The sequence below is a fragment of the Pararhizobium sp. DWP3-4 genome, assembly GCF_049898205.1.
Taxonomy (GTDB): domain Bacteria; phylum Pseudomonadota; class Alphaproteobacteria; order Rhizobiales; family Rhizobiaceae; genus Pararhizobium.
In genome coordinates this window covers 50,020-67,436 of sequence record NZ_JAFCXF010000007.1, presented here as the reverse complement: position 1 = coordinate 67,436, position 17,417 = coordinate 50,020, and the positions used below count along the sequence as shown (strand labels likewise).

The following is a 17,417-nucleotide window of genomic DNA, read 5'->3' as shown; positions in this document are numbered from 1 at the left end:
GTCGTCATCCTCGGGCTTGACCCGAGGATCTATCCACAGTGCGACGTATGATCGTCGGTATTTCAGCCCGGCGTCTGGGTCCTCGGGTCAAGCCCGAGGATGACGGAGTGCTGGGTGGCCCCTATAACATCAGCAAAAAGGCAAAATGATATCCGGGTCAATGGGGAATCCCGGCGATGGCTTCGGCGAAGTCCTTCGCCTCGAACGGTTCCAGATCGTCCACGCCCTCGCCAACGCCGATGAAATAGACCGGCAGCTTGTGCTTGGCGGAAATGGCGACGAGGATGCCGCCGCGGGCGGTGCCGTCGAGCTTGGTCATGATCAGGCCGTTGACGCCGGCAATATTGCGGAAGATCTCGACCTGGTTGAGCGCATTCTGGCCGGTGGTGGCGTCGAGCGTTTGCAGCACCGTGTGCGGCGCATCGGGATCGAGCTTGCCGAGCACGCGGACGATCTTTTCCAGTTCCGCCATCAGCTCCGTGCGGTTCTGCAGGCGGCCGGCGGTATCGATGATCAGTACGTCGCTCTTTTTCAGCCGTGCCTGTTCGAAGGCCTCGTAAGCCAAGCCCGCGGCATCGGCGCCGAGTTTCGACGAGACGATATCGGACTTGGTGCGCTCGGCCCAGATTTTCAGCTGTTCGATGGCAGCGGCGCGAAAAGTGTCGCCGGCGGCGAGCATGACCTTGAGGCCGGCGCCTGAAAGCTTGGCGGCGAGCTTGCCGATGGTGGTGGTCTTGCCGGTGCCATTGACACCGACGACGAGGATGACGTGCGGCTTGTGGCTGAGGTCGAGCTGCAGCGGCTTGGCAACAGGCGCCAGCACCTTGGTGATTTCGGCAGCCATGATACGGGAAACGTCCTCGCCGCTGACGTCCTTGCCATAACGCTCGGAGGCCAATGTGTCGGTGATGCGCAACGCCGTTTCGACCCCGAGATCGGCCTGGATCAACAGATCTTCCAGATCCTGCAAAGTCTCATCGTCCAGCTTGCGCTTGGTGAAGAGAGCAGTGATCTGGCCAGTCAGCTGCGACGACGTGCGGGAAAGACCTTGGCGCAGGCGCTGGAACCAGGTGAGTTTCTGCTTTGGTGCTTCGGGTTCTGGCTCGATCGCGCGGCCGGTGGCGAAGCCCTTGGGGAGGATGGGGGCTGCGGGTACTGCTTCGATGTCCGCGTTTGCGGAGCGTTCGTCACCCCCCTCTGCCCTGCCGGGCATCTCCCCCTCAAGGGGGGAGATCATGCTGGCCTCAGCCTCTGTCGATTCGTCGACTGAAAGAGATTGCTCTGAAGGAGCATCAGCCTCGATCTGATCTCCCCCCTTGAGGGGGAGATGTCCCGAAGGGACAGAGGGGGGTGTCGCGCTTTCCTCAGTCTCGGACGCCTCGGCTTCTGCCTCCAGCAGCGACAACGGGATCAGGCCGATATCGCCAATCTCTTCGACAGCAGGCAGAATGGCTGGAGTATCATCCACTTCTTCGGCGGAGGCATCATCCTCAGCCTCAAATTCCGGCGCATCGCGCGTATCAGCGGACGGCCCTCCCGCGGTGTCCATTTCTTGCGGCAAGACAGGATCTTCGGCGACAGGCAGATCTTCGGTACGGGAATGCGGCTCCAGCTCGGCTTCGATCGCCCGGGTTTCTTCGGGACTGAAGGTCGATTCCGCCTGGTCCATGACCGCATCGGCCGCTGGGGTGGCAGTTGGCTCGCCTTCGACCGGCTTGTCCTTACCGAACGTGAAGACCTTTTTCAGAAAGCTGAGCGCCATTTGAATTCCGTAAACTCAGGCCGCGTTGGCAGCCGTCAGTTGCATGTCGAGATACTTGCCGTTGTGGCCGGTGATGACAGCCTGCATGATAGCGCGCGGCGTCAGGCCGGGGACGGCGACAAGCGTGAAATTTTCCGTATGTGCCAAGCCATTGTTCTCGACGAGCAGGCTTTGCTGCGTTCCGATCATGCTGTCAAGATGGGCCTGATGCAGCTGAAGTCCAGTGGCGCGCAGCCGGGCGGCCCGTTCCTTGACCAGCGCACGGTCGATCTGCGGCATGCGGGCGGCGGGCGTTCCCTCGCGCGGTGAATAGGGAAAGACATGCAGATGGGCGATATTGGCCTCTTCGGCCAATCCCATCGCGTTCGCAAACATCTCTTCGGTCTCGGTCGGGAAACCGGCGATCATGTCAGCGCCAAAACTTGTTTCCGGCCGCAGGCGGCGCACATCCTCAATGAACGCCAAGGCATCGGTGCGGGAGTGCCGGCGCTTCATCCGCCTCAGGATCATGTCGTCCCCATGCTGCAGCGACAGGTGCAGATGCGGCATGAAGCGCGGCTCATCGGCGATCAGGTTCATCAGATGGCTGTCGGCCTCGATGCTGTCGATCGAGGAGAGGCGCAGGCGCAAAATCTCCGGCACCTGTTTCAGCAGCGTCTTGGCGAGCAGGCCAAGCGTCGGGGTGCTGGGCAGATCGCCGCCATAGCTGGTCGCATCGACGCCGGTCAGCACGATCTCGCGGTAGCCGCTCTCGGCCAGTTTGCGCGCCTGATCGACGACGGCGCCCATCGGCACCGAGCGGGAATTGCCGCGGCCATAGGGGATGATGCAGAAGGTGCAGCGGTGGTCGCAACCGTTCTGTACCTGAATGAAAGCGCGCACATGGCCCTCGATCAGCTTGACCATCTGCGGTGCCGTCTCGCGCACGCTCATGATGTCGTTGACGCGCAGCTTTTCTTCCGCCGAGACGCCGAAATCGGGCAGCGACCGGTAGGAGGCGCTTTTCAGCTTTTCCTCGTTGCCGAGCACGGCATCGACCTCGGGCATTTCAGAAAAGGTCTGCTTCTCGGTCTGGGCGGCACAACCGGTGACGATGATCCGGGCATGCGGGTTTTCGCGCCGGGCGCGGCGGATCGCCTGGCGGGCCTGGCGCACGGCCTCGCCGGTGACCGCGCAGGTATTGACGAGGATGGCGTTGTTCAGCCCCGCCTTCTCGGCCTGCGCCCGCATAACTTCGGATTCATAGGTGTTGAGCCGGCAGCCGAAGGTTATGACATCGACGCCGCTCAAAGTGCGGCGCTTTCCGTCTGCGGTTCGTCCTCGCGCGACCAGAGACCGGTGACGGGATCAACGGCTCCGGACCATTCCCATTCGGCCGGGCCGGTCATGACGACGTGGTCGTCGCTTTCGCGCCATTCGATTGTGAGAATGCCGGGCGGGGTGGCGCTGGCGACCGTGATGGCGACATTGCGGCCCGTGCGGCCCGTGCGGGCAGCCGAGACGGCGGCGGAACAGGCGGCCGATCCGCAGGCCAGCGTCAGGCCGGCGCCGCGTTCCCAGGTGCGGGTGGTCAGCGACGAAGGCGAGGTGACCTGGGCCAGGGTAATATTGGCACGCTCGGGAAACATCGGGTGGTTTTCGAGCAGCGGGCCAAAGCGCTCCAGATCGAACGACATGACATCGCGGTCCACCCAGAAGATCGCATGCGGATTGCCCATCGACATGACGGAAGGCGAATGCAGGATCGGGTCGTCGATCGGGCCGATCTGCAGCTCGATGCGGCTGGTGTCGTAAAATTCTTCTGACAGAGGGATCCTGTCCCATTCGAACACGGGCGTGCCCATGTCGACGGAGATGGTTCCATCCGCATGTTCCTGCGCATTCAGGATGCCGGCGACGGTCTGGAAGGTGAAAATCTTCTTGCCGGTTTCGGCCGAAAGCGCCTGGACGACGCAGCGCGTGCCGTTGCCGCAGGCCTGCGCCTTCGAGCCGTCGGAGTTGAGAATGTCGATCCAGGCGTCGGTGCCCTCAGCCTTCGGATCGTGGATCGCCATGATCTGGTCGAACTGGGTGTCCGGATGCCCGTTGAGCGCGATCGCGGCTTCAGGCGTCACCTTGTCCTTGCGGCCGCGCATATCGACAACCAGGATCTTGTTGCCAAGCCCGTTCATCCTTGCGAATTCGACCGTAGTGTTCATGACGTTCATTTCCTGCGTTTGTAGGGGTGTATATGGCGGAAATGGGTTGAAATTACCAGTGGGGCGTTACCCGCCCCTTGAGGCGGAGGTACAAGATATCAACACCTCAAGCCACGCCCGGAAAATCCGCCGTGGGTTTGCTTGCTTTCATTCACTTGGCCGGGGCGCTGGAAAGTGCCGAGACAAGTTAGTTTATATGACGCCTTCCAGCGCCCCGTTCAGTGTTCGCCGATGGGCAACTCCGGTTTCTCTGCGGGGATGGCGGCGCCCTTTTGATACGGGGTGGGCTGACGGTTTTCACCGCCGCGCCACGAAAGGCCTGTCTTTCAACACACCCGTCGCCGGTCCTCATGTGTGCCTCACAGGCACGCCCCGCCATTTTGCAGACGGGAGGGAAACCACTTTCTGACCATCCACCGGATAAAGGCTTACGTCTGTCCTTCACCCGGCACCGGCCCTGTCTCACCGCTACGCCTAGCGGTCTCGCCGATGACAGGACGGCAATGATGATGGCACAGGTTTTGGGGGCGGGGATGAACGGGGACGAAAAAATGTTGGAAGCTGCGTTGGCAGGTGTGGGTCGAGGCGTTGCAGTCCCGGCGGGCGCGGGTCATGCTGATTGCTGGCCACTGACGCTTCCGGAGACATGACATGCCCGAAACACCGTCCCTTCTTGCCGGAAAGTGCATGTGCGGCGCTGTCGAATATGTGGTCGGTGACGCCTTCGAATATGCGATGAACTGCCATTGTTCCAAGTGCCGGCGCACCACCGGGTCGGCCTTCAAGCCGATTGCCGGGATCAGGCGTGAGCGGTTTCAGCTCGTCAAGGGCGCGGAAGCGATATTGATCTACGGCAATCCCGATGAGACCCATGACGTGCATTGCGGCACCTGCGGGTCGCTGGTCTATTCGGTGGTGCGCGATGGCACTTACGCCCATGTCCCCATGGGCACGCTGGTGGATGCGCCGTCGATCCGGCCAACCGCGCATATTTTCGTCGGCTCGAAGGCGCCGTGGTACGAGATCACCGACGATCTGCCGCAGTATCGGGAATTTCCGGAGGGGTGATACGGATGCTCGTTTCGCACGGAGGTAGCCCAGCTTCGCCATCCCCGTCATAAGGGCGAGGAGGCGCTACATCGCAGGCACGTCGAACACCTCGCCCGCCCGCAGCGCCCGAAACCGCTCCGGCGCGACGCTCTGATCCTCCAAGGCAACCTCGAGCGCCCGGACCGGTGCTTCGATCGCCTCATCTGTCAGTTGCACCGTCCCGAAATGATGGCCTGCAGCATAGGCGGTGTTGCAGAGCTGCATGCCCTCAACGGCTTCCTTTGGGTTTTGATGCTGGGCCTTCATGAACCAGCGCGGTTCGTAAGCGCCGATCGGCAGGTTGGCGAGGCGGAAGGGGCCGTGTTTTACTGCGGCGGCCTTGTAGTTGATGCCGTCGTGAAAGCCGGTATCGCCGATATGGTAGATCTTTCCTGCTGGCGCCGAGATCACGAAGGCGGCCCAGAGCGCCATGCGGCGGTCGCGGGCATTGCGGGCCGACCAGTGATGGCAGGGCTCGCAGTCGATCGTGACGTCGTCCCGAAAGGAGATCTGCTCGCCCCAGTCCATGCCGGAAATTTTTGCATCGGGAACGGCGCGGTGGATGATCGTGTCATTGCCGAGCGGGGTGATGATGTGGGGACCATGCTCCGCGTGCAGCCGCTTCAAGGTGGCGAGATCGAGATGATCGTAGTGATTGTGGGTGACAACAACGATATCGATCGGCGGCAGATCGTTAAAAGCAATGCCGGGCGCGACCACGCGCTTGGGGCCGACGAAGGAAAACGGGCTGGTGCGCGGCGACCAGACGGGGTCGGTGAGGATATTGAGCCCGGCGACCTGGATCAGCAGCGTCGCATGGCCAACCATGGTGACTCGCAGGCCGTCGCCATCGACGCGATCGTCCGGTTTTGCCGGGGGGAAAGGACTGGGCGCGCTTATTGGCCAGGCCATGCGGCCGCCGCCGAATTGCCAGCGCATCAACTCGCGAAAGCCGAGCGGCGCTTCGCCCTCGGGGTTGAAGAAGACGGTGCCGTCGAAATGGTCGGAGATGGGGCCGGTATAATAGGGATTTCTGATCTGGCTCACTGTGGCGCTTTCATTGGACCGGCTTTGCTCCTTAACATGGGGGCCTGCCTTCATCCCTTCAATCCGTCGGTAGCACGCCGGTTTCGAAGCGATGGCCGCACCGCTCGAGCCGATTTCTGGCGCCGGAACGTCGTTTGGGCTATAACTGATTTCCAATGACAATCCGTTATAGGAGGGTGACATGGATAGGGAAGCAACCGTTCGCGGGCTCTTTGCAGCTTATCTCGCCAACCGGAAGGACGAGGTCTCCGACATGCTCACGGAGGATTTCACCTTTTCCAGTCCTCGCGACGACCATATCGACAAGGCGGCCTATTTCGAACGTTGCTGGCCGCAGCCGCCGGCCTTCCGTGCCATCCACATCGAACGCATTTCGCTGGAGGACAATGAAGCGCTAGTGCGCTACCGGGCTGAAAAGCAGGACGGCGGCGCGTTTCGCAATGTCGAGGTCATCCGGTTTCACGGAGATCGCATCGCTTCGGTTGAAGTCTATTTCGGCCGCGATGCCTGAAAGGCTTGCAGATGGGCGGCTGAAACGGTGAAATCGCCGCCTCGCCTTGACTTTCCCGGACATATCGTGTTTACCGCCCGCAATCTGCGACAAGAACAAGACTTGTAGCCACCGACCCGGACCCATTGCGGAGATCCCGGAGGTCAACACCCGATAGCGCGTTGCGCCCTCGGGTGCTTTTTGGCTTTGCGTCTTGTTTTCGTCAAGGAAAAGCACAACGTTTCGGGCATCGCGCATGTCCCTTTCGAGGCGAAGCCGAGAAAGTAAGGCATATGCGCAAACCAAAATCCGAAACGACAAGGATGAAGCGATGTTTGAAAGTCTCCAGGACCGCCTTGGGTCAATCCTGAATGGATTGACCGGCCGTGGCGCGCTGTCGGAAGCCGATGTAACGGCCGCCCTGCGCGAGGTTCGCCGTGCGCTCCTGGAAGCCGACGTCGCGCTCGAAGTCGTGCGTTCGTTCACCGACAAGGTGCGCGAAAAGGCTGTCGGTGCCGAAATCCTGAAGTCGATCAAGCCTGGCCAGATGGTCGTCAAGATCGTCCATGACGAGCTGATCAACATGCTCGGCTCCGAAGGCGTGCCGATCGATCTCAATGCCGCTGCCCCCGTCGTCATCATGATGGTCGGTCTGCAGGGCTCGGGTAAGACGACGACGACCGGCAAGATCGCCCTTCGCCTGAAGACGCGGGACAAGAAGAAGGTCCTGATGGCGTCGCTCGACACGCGCCGTCCGGCAGCGCAGGAACAGCTGCGCCAGCTCGGTGTCCAGACCGGCGTCGATACGCTGGCGATCATTGCCGGCCAGTCGCCGACCGATATCGCCGCGCGCGCAGTCCAAGCTGCCAAGCTCGGCGGCCATGACATCGTCATCCTCGACACCGCCGGCCGTACCCATATCGACGAGCCGCTGATGCTCGAGATGGCAGAGATCAAGCGCCGCTCCAACCCGCACGAAATCCTGCTGGTCGCCGATGCGCTGACCGGTCAGGACGCCGTCAATCTCGCCCGCAATTTCGACGAGCGCGTCGGCATTACCGGCCTCGTCCTGACCCGTATGGACGGCGACGGCCGCGGCGGTGCAGCCCTGTCGATGCGCGCCGTCACCGGCAAGCCGATCAAGCTGATCGGCGTCGGCGAAAAGATGGCGGAGCTGGAAGAGTTCCACCCGCGCCGCGTCGCCGACCGTATCCTCGGCATGGGCGACATCGTCTCGCTGGTCGAGAAGGCTGCCGAAAACATCGATGCCGAGAAGGCAGCGGCCATGGCCGCCAAGATGAAGACCGGCAAGTTCGATCTCAACGATCTCGCTGATCAGCTCGGCCAGATGCAGAAGATGGGCGGCATGGGCGGCATCATGGGCATGATGCCCGGGATGGCCGGCATGAAGGACAAGATGGCGTCTGCCGGTCTCGACGACAAGATGTTTGGCCGCCAGATGGCGATCATCTCGTCGATGACCAAGGCCGAGCGCGCCAACCCGGATATTCTCAAGCATTCCCGCAAGAAGCGCATCGCGGCCGGTTCCGGCACGGATGCGGCCGAAATCAACAAGCTGCTGAAAATGCACCGTTCCATGGCCGACATGATGAAAATGATGGGCGGCAAGGGCAAGGGCGGCATGATGAAGCAGATGATGGGTGGCCTTGCCGGCAAGATGGGCCTTGGTGGCATGGGCGGCGGAATGGGCGGCATGCCCGACCTGTCGAAGATGGACCCCAAGCAGCTCGAAGCCCTGCAGAAGCAGGCGGAGGCCGCTGGCCTCGGCAAGGGCGGCATGCCTGGGATGGGGGGCGGCGGCGGTTTGCCCGGTTTGGGCGGTGGCGGCCTGAAGCTGCCCGGTCTCGGTGGCGGATTCCCGGGGCTTCCCGGCCTGCCGAAGAAGAAGTGAGGACTGGACCGGTATGATTGATCCAGCAGTCAAACAGGAACTTTCGGGCTACCGCCAGTCGATCGACAATATCGACGCGGCGCTGGTGCACATGCTGGCCGAGCGTTTCCGCTGCACCAAGGCAGTGGGCGTGCTGAAGGCCAAATACAATTTGCCGCCGGCGGACCCGGCGCGCGAGGAATACCAGATCGAACGCCTTCGCCATCTGGCGCGGGATGCCAATCTGGATCCGGATTTCGCGGAGAAGTTCCTGAACTTCATCATCCACGAAGTCATCCGGCATCATGAAGCCATCGCTGCCGATCTCAAGGATTGATCAGCTTTAAAAATTACACAAAAAGGCCGCCAGAGGCGGTTTATATCTCAAGGAGTACATGACATGGCACTGAAAATTCGTCTCGCCCGCGGTGGTTCCAAGAAGCGCCCGTTCTACCAGATCGTTATTGCTGACGTGCGTTCGCCGCGCGACGGCCGTTTCCTGGAAAAGGTCGGCTCGTGGAACCCGATGCTCAAGAAGGAAGACGCAAAGCGCGTTGAACTGAACCTCGAGCGTATCCAGTATTGGATGTCGAATGGCGCGCTGCCGACCGACCGCGTCCTGCGCTTCCTCAACGAAGCCGGCGTTGCAACTCGCGAAGCACGCGTCAACCCGACCAAGGGCTTGCCGGGCAAGAAGGCTGTCGAGCGTATCGCCGAAGCCAAGCAGAAGGCTGAAGACGCAGCCGCTGCTGCAGCCGAATAAGCCAGGCAATAGCCTATTTCTGAAGCGGGCGGCGTTTTCATGCCGCCCGTTTTCGTTTATGCGAATGGCATGATCTGGAGAGTGACCCGGCAATGAGCAAACTCAAAAACCCTGTGCTGATGGGAACGATCGGCGGCGCGCAAGGGTTGCGCGGCGAAGTGCGCGTCAAGTCGTTTGCCGAGGAACCGACCGCGATCGGCGACTACGGCCATCTGCATGCCGAGGACGGACGCACGTTCGAGGTCCTGGAAGTGCGGGAGATGAAGAATGTCGTCGTCGTGCGGTTTCGCGGCGTCAACGACCGCAATGCGGCCGAAGCGCTGAACGGGCTGGAACTCTACGTCGAGCGCGACAACCTGCCGGACGACGATCTCGACGAGGACGAATTCTTCTATGCCGATCTCGAAGGTCTCGAAGCACTCGATGCGGACGGCAAAAGCTATGGCACCGTCACCGGCGTTTTTGATTTTGGCGCGGGCGATCTGCTCGAGCTGAAAGGCCCCGGCAAGCGGCCGGTGCTGATCCCTTTTACCGAATGGTCGGTGCTGGAAATCGATCTGGAAGCCGGCACGATGCTGGTCGATCCGCTCGCCGCCGGCCTCACCGACGACAAGGACGAGGACCCGACCAGCCAGTTCAAGCCGAAGGCGAAGTAAAACCTTGCCCTTCCGCGCCACCATTCTGACGCTCTATCCGGACATGTTTCCGGGGCATCTTGGCCATTCGCTGTCCGGCAAGGCGCTGGAGCGTGGGCACTGGGCGATCGATACGCTGCAGATCCGCGACTTTGCCGAGGACAGGCACCGCACGGTCGATGATACCCCGGCCGGTGGCGGAGCCGGCATGGTGCTGCGGGCCGATATTCTGGCGAAAGCCATCGATCATGCGTCTGATGGCGACGACCGTCCACGCCTGCTGATGAGCCCGCGTGGCAAACCGTTGACGCAGGAGCGGGTGCGCGAACTCGCCAGCGGCCCCGGCGCCATCATCGTCTGCGGCCGGTTCGAAGGTGTCGACCAGCGGGTGATCGACGGGCGGGAACTCGAAGAGGTTTCGATCGGCGATTATATTCTCTCCGGCGGGGAGCCCGCGGCGCTGATCCTGCTCGACGCCATCGTGCGCATCCTGCCCGGCGTCATGGGCAATGATCTTTCCGGCGTGCACGAAAGTTTCGAAGGCGGATTGCTTGAGCATCCGCATTACACGCGGCCGCCGGTGTTCGAAGGGCGGGAAATCCCGGCCGTGCTGACCTCTGGCCATCATGGCGATATCGCCAGGTGGCGCGAGGCTGAGGCGAGGCGGCTGACAGTTGAACGCAGGCCGGATCTCCTGAAGAAATAGGCCCTGTCCTGAGGCTTCATCATAAACGGCATGGCACGCTGGTTCAGCGCACCATGCTGTTTCCGGTTTACTCCGCCGCCTGGGGTAGCGCATCGCCGGTTGTGTCCAGCCTGCCACCGGCAAGGGTCTTCTGGCCAAGGGCGATGGTAACGACCACAGCCACGCCGGCCGCCACGGATAGCCAGAAGCCGTTCTGCGCGCCGAAATTGTCGACGACCCAGCCGGCCAGAAACGCGCCCAGGGCCATGCCGATGCCGATGCCGGTTGTCACCCAGGTGATGCCTTCCGTCAGCATTGATTCCGGCACCCGGCGCTCGATCAGGCCAAAGGCCGTGATGAAGGTGGGCGAGATGGCGATGCCGCTGACGAAGACGGCGAGAGCGAGAAAGGGAACTGTCCCGGCGATCAGCAACGGCAAGGCAGTGATGGCTAGGACACTGACGGCGATCAGCAGCTGCGTTTGCAGCGGCGTGCGCAGGTTCAAGGCGCCCATCACAAGGCCAACGACGAAGGATCCGATCGCGTAGACGCCGATGACCAAGCTGGCGGCGCCCGGTTGGCCTAGCTCCTTGGTCATGGCAACGGTGGTGACCTCGGCGGTTGCAAACATCGAGCCGACGAAGATCAGCGCCAGTGTGATGATCTGCACGGACCGCAGGCGAATGGCGGATGTCCGCACTGTTCCGGCTACACCCGGACGCACGGCCGGTTCGGTCGAGCGCTGCAGCGCAAAGGCTGCGGTTCCAATAGCCAAGAAAACCGTTGAGATCAGCATGCCAGCCTCGGGAAACAGCGAGACAGCCAGCCCGACCGACAGCGAGGCGCCGGCGATGTAAACCAGCTCATCGGCTGCCGATTCAAAGGCGAAGGCGGTGTTCAGCTCGGGGCGGCCGCGAAAGATTTCGGTCCAGCGCGCCCGCAGCATGGCCGGCATGCTGGGCATGGCGGCGGCAAGAAGGGCTGCAGCGAACAGGGTCCATTCCGGCCAGCCCTGGTTGGCCGACAGGATGAGGAGGGCAAAGGCGATTACCGAGACAACCGTGCTCGGCACAATGACAGCTGTTTGCCCGAACCGGTCCACCAGGCGCGAGACCTGCGGTGCGACGAGCGCGTTGGTGAGCGCGAAGGTTGCCGACACTGCGCCGGCGATCCAGTACTCGCCGCGTGTCTGCGACAGCATGGCGACAATCCCGATCGGTGCCATGGCAATCGGCAGGCGGGCGAAGAAACCGGCGGCGGAGAAACCTTTGGCCCCCGGCACGCTGAATATTTCCTTGTAAGGGTTGGACATGGAATGCTCCTACAATCATCCTGACAGACCACTTACATACGTGGCGTATGAAATAACATGGTTGCGTACGCGTCGTATGTCAATTAAAATACGAGGCGTATGTAAAAATAAATACGCTGCGTATGTGAATTAGGAGCTCTCAATGAGGATAATCAGGCCTCGCCCGGAAATGATCGCCGAGACGCGCGCCAAACTGCTGGCCGCTGCCCGCCACGCCTTTGGTACGGTTGGATACGCGGAATCATCGATGGATGATTTCACTGCGGCGGCGGGGCTGACGCGGGGTGCGCTGTATCATCATTTCGGTGACAAGAAGGGATTGCTGCAGGCGGTCATCCGGGAAATCGACGCGGAGATGACGGAGCGTCTGCACGTGGTTTCGGCCGGTGCCCCGACGCGCTGGCAGGGTTTTGTCGATGAGTGTTCGACATATATCGAGATGGCGCTGGAGCCGGAAATCCAAAGGATCATGTTTCGCGACGGCCCGGCCGTACTGGGCGATATCTCGCAATGGCCAACCACAAACGGCTGTATCGCGGCGCTCAAGCAAAGTCTCAGCGAACTCAAGCAGGACGGCGTGATCATCGATGTCGATGAGGAAGTGACCGCGCGCCTGATCAATGGCGCCAGCAGCAATGCCGCCCTGTGGATCGCCAATTCCGACGACCCGCAGCAGACCTCCAGAAGGGCGGTTCAGGGGTTTCGCACCTTGCTGGACGGGTTGCGGGTGAAGTAGGCACGGCGGCGCGCGCCTCAGCCCGTGACGAAGTAATAGACCGCCAGCAACAGGCCGACAGCGACGACCAGGCCGCGAATCAGCGCCTGCGGCACGCGGCGGGCGAGCCAGACGCCGGCATAGCCACCGAGCGCGCCGCCGGGGATCATGACGGCGGCATGCAGCCAGCCGACGACATTGCCGCCGGCAAAGACGACAATGGCGACGGCGGCAATGACCATGGCGAGGAAATTCTTCAGCGCGTTCAGCCGGTGGTAATCGCCGCCCTTGGCGATACCGAGTACGGCCAGCATCATGATGCCCATGCCGGCGCCGAAGAAGCCCCCATAGATAGCGGTGGCAAACTGGCTGATGAGACCAAGCGGGCCCATCGGCGCGTCGTCGCTAGCCGATTTCGGCCGCAATAGCGGGCCGGCGGCGAAAATCGCAGTCGCCGCAATCAGCAACCAGGGGACCATAGCCCGGAAGGAAGGATTGGACAGCGACAGCAGGATCAATGCACCCGCGAGGCCCCCGATCAGGGAGAGTGCGCCGAGGATGGCCGCCTCACGGCGGTCCGCCCAGATCTCCTTGCGATAGGCGAGTGCCGAGGTCACGTAGCCGGGAAACTGGACGATGGAGGAGGTGGCATTGGCAACGATCGGCGGCAGGCCCGCCAGCGTCATGGCACCGAAGGTCAGAAAGGTGCCGCCGCCGGCCACCGCATTGACGGCGCTCGACAGGAACCCTGCGACAAACAGCATGATGGTAGTGGATATGGACATGACGCTCCTCCAGCGGTAGAATCGGACATAGCCTGCAGGTTCACCGGCGGCAAGACGTGGAAATCATCGTCCCCCGGCTTGCGGCAGGGAGAATTTTTGTCGTCCGGGGATGACAAACGCTGCTCTTTGGTGTATTCGCCCGACCGGTTCGGGAAAAATCCCGTCAGCCGAAAACAAAGAATGGTGAATTCGCTCCTGTTTCTCTTTACGAGAAACAAAACCTTGAGGCGCCTCATCTGAGGTCTGGTCCAACAGGTTCGATCGAGCGCTCTGGCTGTTGCAGAAGAACTTGAGAAGGTTAGACCCATGAACATCATCCAGCAGCTGGAAGCCGAACAGGCCGCCAAGATTGCCGCCAAGCGTACGCTTCCGGAATTTTCGGCAGGCGACACCCTCCGCGTCAACGTTCGCGTGACGGAAGGTACCCGTACCCGTATCCAGGCCTATGAAGGCGTTTGCATTGCCCGTTCCGGCGGTGGCATCAACGAAAGCTTCACGGTCCGCAAGATTTCCTACGGCGAAGGCGTCGAGCGCGTCTTCCCGGTTTACTCGCCGATGGTCGAAGGCGTCGAGATCGTTCGCCGCGGTAAGGTCCGTCGCGCCAAGCTGTACTACCTGCGCGATCGTCGCGGCAAGTCGGCTCGTATCGTTGAAGACACCGGCGTTCGCGCCCGCAAGCTGAACGATGCCGAACGCGCCGCCGTTGCCGAAGAAAAGGCACGTCTGGAAGCTGAAAAGATCGCAGCAGCACAGGCGCTGGCCGCCGAAAAGGCAGCAGCTGAAGCCGCCGCAGCAGAAGCAGCCGCCGCCAAGGCCGCTGAAGAAGCCGCCGCTGCAGCCGCAGCCGCTGAGCCGGCAGCAGAATAAGCTTCAATCCATCGGGATTGTTTTGAAAAGGCGGTCTTCGGGCCGCCTTTTTCTGTTTTGGGCAGGGGAATTCTTTGGGGGAAGAACACGTTGAACGATTATATCGAAACCAACCGCCTGAACTGGGACGACCGGGCGGGATTGCATGCGACCGACACGACGGGCAGCTACCGGATCGACCGGGTGATTGCCGGCGGCTCGTCGCTGCATGCGCTGGAAGCCGGCGAGATCGGCGATATTGCGGGCAAGGACGTCATCCATCTGCAATGCCATATCGGGCTGGATACGCTGAGCCTCAAGCATCTGGGCGCGCGCTCGGTCACCGGGCTCGATTTTTCCCCGGTTGCCATCACTGCTGCGCGGGATTTTGCCGAAAGGGCCGGAACCGAGGCAACCTTCGTCGAGGCCCCTGTCTATGATGCAGTAGCAGCGCTGGAGCACCGGACCTACGACATCGTCTTCGTCACCTGGGGTGCCATCCATTGGCTGCCGGATATTTTTGAATGGGCCAAAGTCGTTGCCAGCCTGCTGCGCCCCGGCGGCCGGCTCTACCTGCTCGACGGACATCCGCAGATGTATCAGTACGAAGGTACCGGGAGTGGCCGCCTGTCGCTCACCCATGGCTGGCGCACGCCGATCGACGCACCGCTTCTGTTTGAGGAAACCCACACCTATACCGGCGACGAACGGACGCTGACCCACCAGCACATGTACGAATGGCTGCACCCGCTCAGCGACACCGTCAACGCCCTATTGAAGGCCGGAATGACGCTGGATTTCCTCAATGAGCACGAAATCCTCGTCTGGCGGCATTATCCGGGCATGATCGAGACAGGCGAAGACCAGTTCGAACAGGCGTCGGGCCTGCCGCGCATTCCGCTATCGTTCTCGATCGGGGCGACGAAGGCTCGATAAGTTCGCGGCCAGACATGGCGTCCGGTAGGATTTTTCGCGAAATCGACCGGATACGGCGAGCCGTTCCAACTTTTGCCATCAAGGGCCAAGCCGCGGCCCTTGCCAGCCCGTTGGCTTCTGTGACACTTTCCGGTCGCCACAATTCAGGAGCCGCCCATGTTTTCCCGCCGCACCCTTCTCGCCGGCCTGACCGCCCTTGTTCTTGCGCCTTTCAGCGCTGCCGCCGCCGATCTGCCGGATCTGGCCGGGCGCACCGTCATTGTGGTTACCGAGAATGCCTATCCGCCGCTCCAGTTCGTCGATCCGAAGAGCGGCAAGGCGATCGGCTGGGAATATGACGCGATGGAAGAGATCGCCAAGCGGCTGAATTTCAAGCTGGAAATCCAGAACACTTCCTGGGATGCGATGATCCAGTCGGTTTCCGACGGCCAGTACGATATCGGCATGACCGGCATCACCATCAAGGATGAGCGCAAGGCGAAGGTGGATTTCTCCGATCCCTATATGCGCTCGCAGCAGTTCATGCTGGTGCGCGGCGACGAAACCCGCTTTGCCGACGCCAAAACGTTTGGCGCCTTTGCTGACGGTCTGGTCGGTGCGCAGCCGGGAACCTCGCCGTTCTACACAGCGGTCTACGAAATGCTCGACGGCAATGAGCAGAACCCGCGGGTCAAACTGTTCGAAACATTCGGCGCGACGGTGCAGGCGCTGAAGGCGGGCGATGTCGATGTCGTCCTGACCGACAGCGTCGCGGCGCAGGGCTATGTCGATTCCTCAGCCGGTGGCCTCAAGGTCGTCGGCGGGCCGCTCGGCACCGAGGATTTCGGCTTCATCTTCAAGAAGGGCTCGGATCTGGTCGCGCCGGTCAATGCCGCCATTGCGGCGCTGAAGGCAGACGGCACGCTCGACAAGCTGAACCAGAAATGGTTCGTCGATTACAAGATGGGCGAATGATCGCCACCGATGACGCCTGCGCACGATAATTCCCAGAAGGGCGACTATCCCTGGTGGCTGGTCGCCCTTGCCGTGATCGCCGTGGCGCTGGCCGTGGTGATCATCTCCAGCGGTGTCTACCGCCAGGTTTTCAGCATCGTTTCGGCCGGTATCGGCATCACCATTTTCGTGACGCTGGTCGGCTTCTTCTTCGCCACGGCCTTGGGGCTCGGCATTGCGCTGATGGCGCTGTCGGATCGCGCAGCACTGCGCCAGATTGCCCGGTTCTATACCGAGGTGATCCGCGGCATTCCGATCCTGGTTCTGCTGTTCTACATCGCCTTTGCCGGCGCCCCGGCGCTGGTGGTTGCGATCAACTTCCTGCTGTCACCGCTGATTTCGGCAGGGGCCATGGAGCCGATGGTGGTGCGCGACCTGTCCTTGATGTGGCGGGCGATCATCGCGCTGTCGATCGGCTATTCCGCCTTCATCGCCGAGGTTTTTCGCGCCGGCATCCTGTCTGTCGACAAGGGGCAGATCGAGGCAGCCAAGGCGCTCGGCCTGTCGCGCTATCAACGCTTCCGGTTGGTGGTCTTCCCGCAAGCGATCCGCGTCATCCTGCCGCCGCTCGGCAATGATTTCGTGGCGATGGTGAAGGATAGTTCCTTGGTCTCGGTACTCGGCGTCGCCGATATCACCCAGGCGGGCAAGATCTATGCGTCGGGTTCGTTCCGGTTCTTCGAGACTTATTCGATCGTCGCCTATATCTACCTGATCTTGACGGTCGGGCTGTCATTGGGGTTGCGGCGATTGGAGCAGAGGATGCGGCGAACATCCCGATAGCAATCATTGATATGCGCTCCAAACTCGTCTATAGGTTGAAGGTGACGTCAGTTGAGGGATCAATATGATTGCTTTAAAGTTTGCCGCAAAATGGCTCCTGCTTTTAGTGCTTTCCGTTAAGATTCTTTCCGCGGCGCTCTTCCTTCCGGTTTACTTTCTGGCCAATGCGTTTGCGCTGAGCGGTGTGACTGCCTGGATTCTGTCTGTTTTGATCTTAATGTTTTCGATCAATTTGGCGTGGACGCTTTTCAGTCGTACATACTGGCAAAGGCGCACGCCCACAGAGGCATAAACGTCGCGCGCTAAATTCATCGAAGCAATGCTGACACGATGGCAATTGAAGAACCTTCAAAAAATTGCTATATCCCCGCTCATGGAATCCAAATTCGGATGTTACGAGCAGAAAATCGTCGTGCTGCAGGACCACAAGCGTCTGCCGGCACGGTTTTTTGCGTGCGTTTCCGGCGCCCTCAGCAGCCGGCTTATC

Annotated in this window: 18 protein-coding genes; 12 read left to right on the top strand and 6 right to left on the bottom strand. The window is 61.3% G+C overall.

Annotated elements, in window-relative coordinates; genetic code table 11:
• Positions 1–157 precede the first annotated feature (157 nt).
• From ftsY to dapF, 3 genes are read right to left on the bottom strand one after another with little or no spacing between them, the layout of a single operon-like run.
• The gene (ftsY, locus tag ACP7E6_RS18775; protein ID WP_426231248.1) at positions 158–1,762 is read right to left on the bottom strand and encodes a signal recognition particle-docking protein FtsY; all 1,605 of its coding nucleotides are present in this window, start codon (positions 1,760–1,762) and stop codon (positions 158–160) included.
• A gap of 15 nt (positions 1,763–1,777) precedes the next feature.
• Positions 1,778–3,052 carry a tRNA (N(6)-L-threonylcarbamoyladenosine(37)-C(2))-methylthiotransferase MtaB gene (gene mtaB, locus ACP7E6_RS18770; protein WP_426231247.1) on the bottom strand — a complete coding sequence of 425 codons (1,275 nt, stop codon included), beginning with the start codon at positions 3,050–3,052 and terminating at the stop codon, positions 1,778–1,780.
• Positions 3,049–3,960 (bottom strand): diaminopimelate epimerase, encoded by a 912-nt coding sequence (dapF, locus tag ACP7E6_RS18765; RefSeq protein WP_426231246.1) that lies wholly within the window; start codon positions 3,958–3,960, stop codon positions 3,049–3,051. Before dapF ends, mtaB begins: the two co-directional genes overlap by 4 nt.
• 651 nt (positions 3,961–4,611) lie before the next feature.
• Here dapF and ACP7E6_RS18760 point away from each other — a divergent pair.
• Positions 4,612–5,028 (top strand): GFA family protein, encoded by a 417-nt coding sequence (locus ACP7E6_RS18760; protein ID WP_426231245.1) that lies wholly within the window; start codon positions 4,612–4,614, stop codon positions 5,026–5,028.
• 66 nt (positions 5,029–5,094) lie between these two features.
• Here the strand turns inward: ACP7E6_RS18760 and ACP7E6_RS18755 are convergent, their stop codons facing one another.
• Positions 5,095–6,096: an MBL fold metallo-hydrolase gene (locus ACP7E6_RS18755; protein WP_426231244.1), complete on the bottom strand. Its 1,002-nt coding sequence runs from the start codon at positions 6,094–6,096 to the stop codon at positions 5,095–5,097.
• A gap of 181 nt (positions 6,097–6,277) precedes the next feature.
• On the opposite strand from ACP7E6_RS18755, the gene ACP7E6_RS18750 reads away from it, so the two are divergent.
• The 6 genes from ACP7E6_RS18750 to trmD all read left to right on the top strand — a co-directional run bounded on the left by ACP7E6_RS18750 (position 6,278) and on the right by trmD (position 10,581).
• The gene (locus ACP7E6_RS18750; protein ID WP_426231243.1) at positions 6,278–6,607 is read left to right on the top strand and encodes a nuclear transport factor 2 family protein; all 330 of its coding nucleotides are present in this window, start codon (positions 6,278–6,280) and stop codon (positions 6,605–6,607) included.
• Between the two features lie 310 nt (positions 6,608–6,917).
• Positions 6,918–8,498, top strand: a complete 1,581-nt coding sequence (ffh, locus tag ACP7E6_RS18745; RefSeq protein ID WP_426231242.1) for a signal recognition particle protein — start codon at positions 6,918–6,920, stop codon at positions 8,496–8,498.
• A 13-nt stretch (positions 8,499–8,511) separates the two neighbouring features.
• Positions 8,512–8,814 (top strand): chorismate mutase, encoded by a 303-nt coding sequence (locus ACP7E6_RS18740; RefSeq protein WP_037097220.1) that lies wholly within the window; start codon positions 8,512–8,514, stop codon positions 8,812–8,814.
• A 63-nt stretch (positions 8,815–8,877) separates the two neighbouring features.
• The gene (gene rpsP, locus ACP7E6_RS18735; protein WP_113247035.1) at positions 8,878–9,240 is read left to right on the top strand and encodes a 30S ribosomal protein S16; all 363 of its coding nucleotides are present in this window, start codon (positions 8,878–8,880) and stop codon (positions 9,238–9,240) included.
• A 92-nt stretch (positions 9,241–9,332) separates the two neighbouring features.
• Positions 9,333–9,896, top strand: a complete 564-nt coding sequence (gene rimM / locus ACP7E6_RS18730) for a ribosome maturation factor RimM (protein WP_426231241.1) — start codon at positions 9,333–9,335, stop codon at positions 9,894–9,896.
• A gap of 4 nt (positions 9,897–9,900) precedes the next feature.
• A complete protein-coding gene (gene trmD / locus ACP7E6_RS18725; RefSeq protein ID WP_426231240.1) occupies positions 9,901–10,581 on the top strand; it encodes a tRNA (guanosine(37)-N1)-methyltransferase TrmD in 681 nt (226 codons plus the stop codon).
• Positions 10,582–10,648: 67 nt separating this feature from the next.
• Here the strand turns inward: trmD and ACP7E6_RS18720 are convergent, their stop codons facing one another.
• A complete protein-coding gene (locus ACP7E6_RS18720) occupies positions 10,649–11,872 on the bottom strand; it encodes an MFS transporter (RefSeq protein ID WP_426231239.1) in 1,224 nt (407 codons plus the stop codon).
• Between the two features lie 148 nt (positions 11,873–12,020).
• On the opposite strand from ACP7E6_RS18720, the gene ACP7E6_RS18715 reads away from it, so the two are divergent.
• Positions 12,021–12,608: a TetR/AcrR family transcriptional regulator gene (locus ACP7E6_RS18715; protein ID WP_426231489.1), complete on the top strand. Its 588-nt coding sequence runs from the start codon at positions 12,021–12,023 to the stop codon at positions 12,606–12,608.
• A gap of 17 nt (positions 12,609–12,625) precedes the next feature.
• Here the strand turns inward: ACP7E6_RS18715 and ACP7E6_RS18710 are convergent, their stop codons facing one another.
• Complete coding sequence (locus ACP7E6_RS18710; RefSeq protein ID WP_426231238.1) at positions 12,626–13,372, bottom strand: sulfite exporter TauE/SafE family protein; 747 nt, start codon at positions 13,370–13,372, stop codon at positions 12,626–12,628.
• Between the two features lie 306 nt (positions 13,373–13,678).
• Between ACP7E6_RS18710 and rplS the strand changes: the two genes are divergently transcribed.
• The 4 genes from rplS (at position 13,679) to ACP7E6_RS18690 (ending at position 16,930) form a co-directional block, all read left to right on the top strand.
• A complete protein-coding gene (rplS, locus tag ACP7E6_RS18705) occupies positions 13,679–14,239 on the top strand; it encodes a 50S ribosomal protein L19 (RefSeq protein WP_426231237.1) in 561 nt (186 codons plus the stop codon).
• A 90-nt stretch (positions 14,240–14,329) separates the two neighbouring features.
• Positions 14,330–15,154: a class I SAM-dependent methyltransferase gene (locus ACP7E6_RS18700; RefSeq protein ID WP_426231236.1), complete on the top strand. Its 825-nt coding sequence runs from the start codon at positions 14,330–14,332 to the stop codon at positions 15,152–15,154.
• Positions 15,155–15,310: 156 nt separating this feature from the next.
• Complete coding sequence (locus tag ACP7E6_RS18695) at positions 15,311–16,108, top strand: basic amino acid ABC transporter substrate-binding protein (protein WP_426231235.1); 798 nt, start codon at positions 15,311–15,313, stop codon at positions 16,106–16,108.
• A gap of 9 nt (positions 16,109–16,117) precedes the next feature.
• Positions 16,118–16,930, top strand: coding sequence for an amino acid ABC transporter permease (locus ACP7E6_RS18690; RefSeq protein ID WP_426231234.1), 813 nt, complete (start codon positions 16,118–16,120; stop codon positions 16,928–16,930).
• The last annotated feature ends 487 nt before the right edge of the window (positions 16,931–17,417 follow it).

Bases quoted from the DNA above. Each gene is read 5' to 3' on its own strand.
- ftsY (WP_426231248.1), bottom strand. From the start codon at position 1,762: ATGGCGCTCAGCTTTCTGAAAAAGGTCTTCACGTTCGGTAAGGACAAG.
- dapF (WP_426231246.1), bottom strand. From the start codon at position 3,960: ATGAACACTACGGTCGAATTCGCAAGGATGAACGGGCTTGGCAACAAG.
- ACP7E6_RS18760 (WP_426231245.1), top strand. From the start codon at position 4,612: ATGCCCGAAACACCGTCCCTTCTTGCCGGAAAGTGCATGTGCGGCGCT.
- ACP7E6_RS18750 (WP_426231243.1), top strand. From the start codon at position 6,278: ATGGATAGGGAAGCAACCGTTCGCGGGCTCTTTGCAGCTTATCTCGCC.
- ffh (WP_426231242.1), top strand. From the start codon at position 6,918: ATGTTTGAAAGTCTCCAGGACCGCCTTGGGTCAATCCTGAATGGATTG.
- ACP7E6_RS18740 (WP_037097220.1), top strand. From the start codon at position 8,512: ATGATTGATCCAGCAGTCAAACAGGAACTTTCGGGCTACCGCCAGTCG.
- rpsP (WP_113247035.1), top strand. From the start codon at position 8,878: ATGGCACTGAAAATTCGTCTCGCCCGCGGTGGTTCCAAGAAGCGCCCG.
- rimM (WP_426231241.1), top strand. From the start codon at position 9,333: ATGAGCAAACTCAAAAACCCTGTGCTGATGGGAACGATCGGCGGCGCG.
- ACP7E6_RS18720 (WP_426231239.1), bottom strand. From the start codon at position 11,872: ATGTCCAACCCTTACAAGGAAATATTCAGCGTGCCGGGGGCCAAAGGT.
- ACP7E6_RS18710 (WP_426231238.1), bottom strand. From the start codon at position 13,372: ATGTCCATATCCACTACCATCATGCTGTTTGTCGCAGGGTTCCTGTCG.
- rplS (WP_426231237.1), top strand. From the start codon at position 13,679: ATGAACATCATCCAGCAGCTGGAAGCCGAACAGGCCGCCAAGATTGCC.
- ACP7E6_RS18695 (WP_426231235.1), top strand. From the start codon at position 15,311: ATGTTTTCCCGCCGCACCCTTCTCGCCGGCCTGACCGCCCTTGTTCTT.
- ACP7E6_RS18690 (WP_426231234.1), top strand. From the start codon at position 16,118: ATGACGCCTGCGCACGATAATTCCCAGAAGGGCGACTATCCCTGGTGG.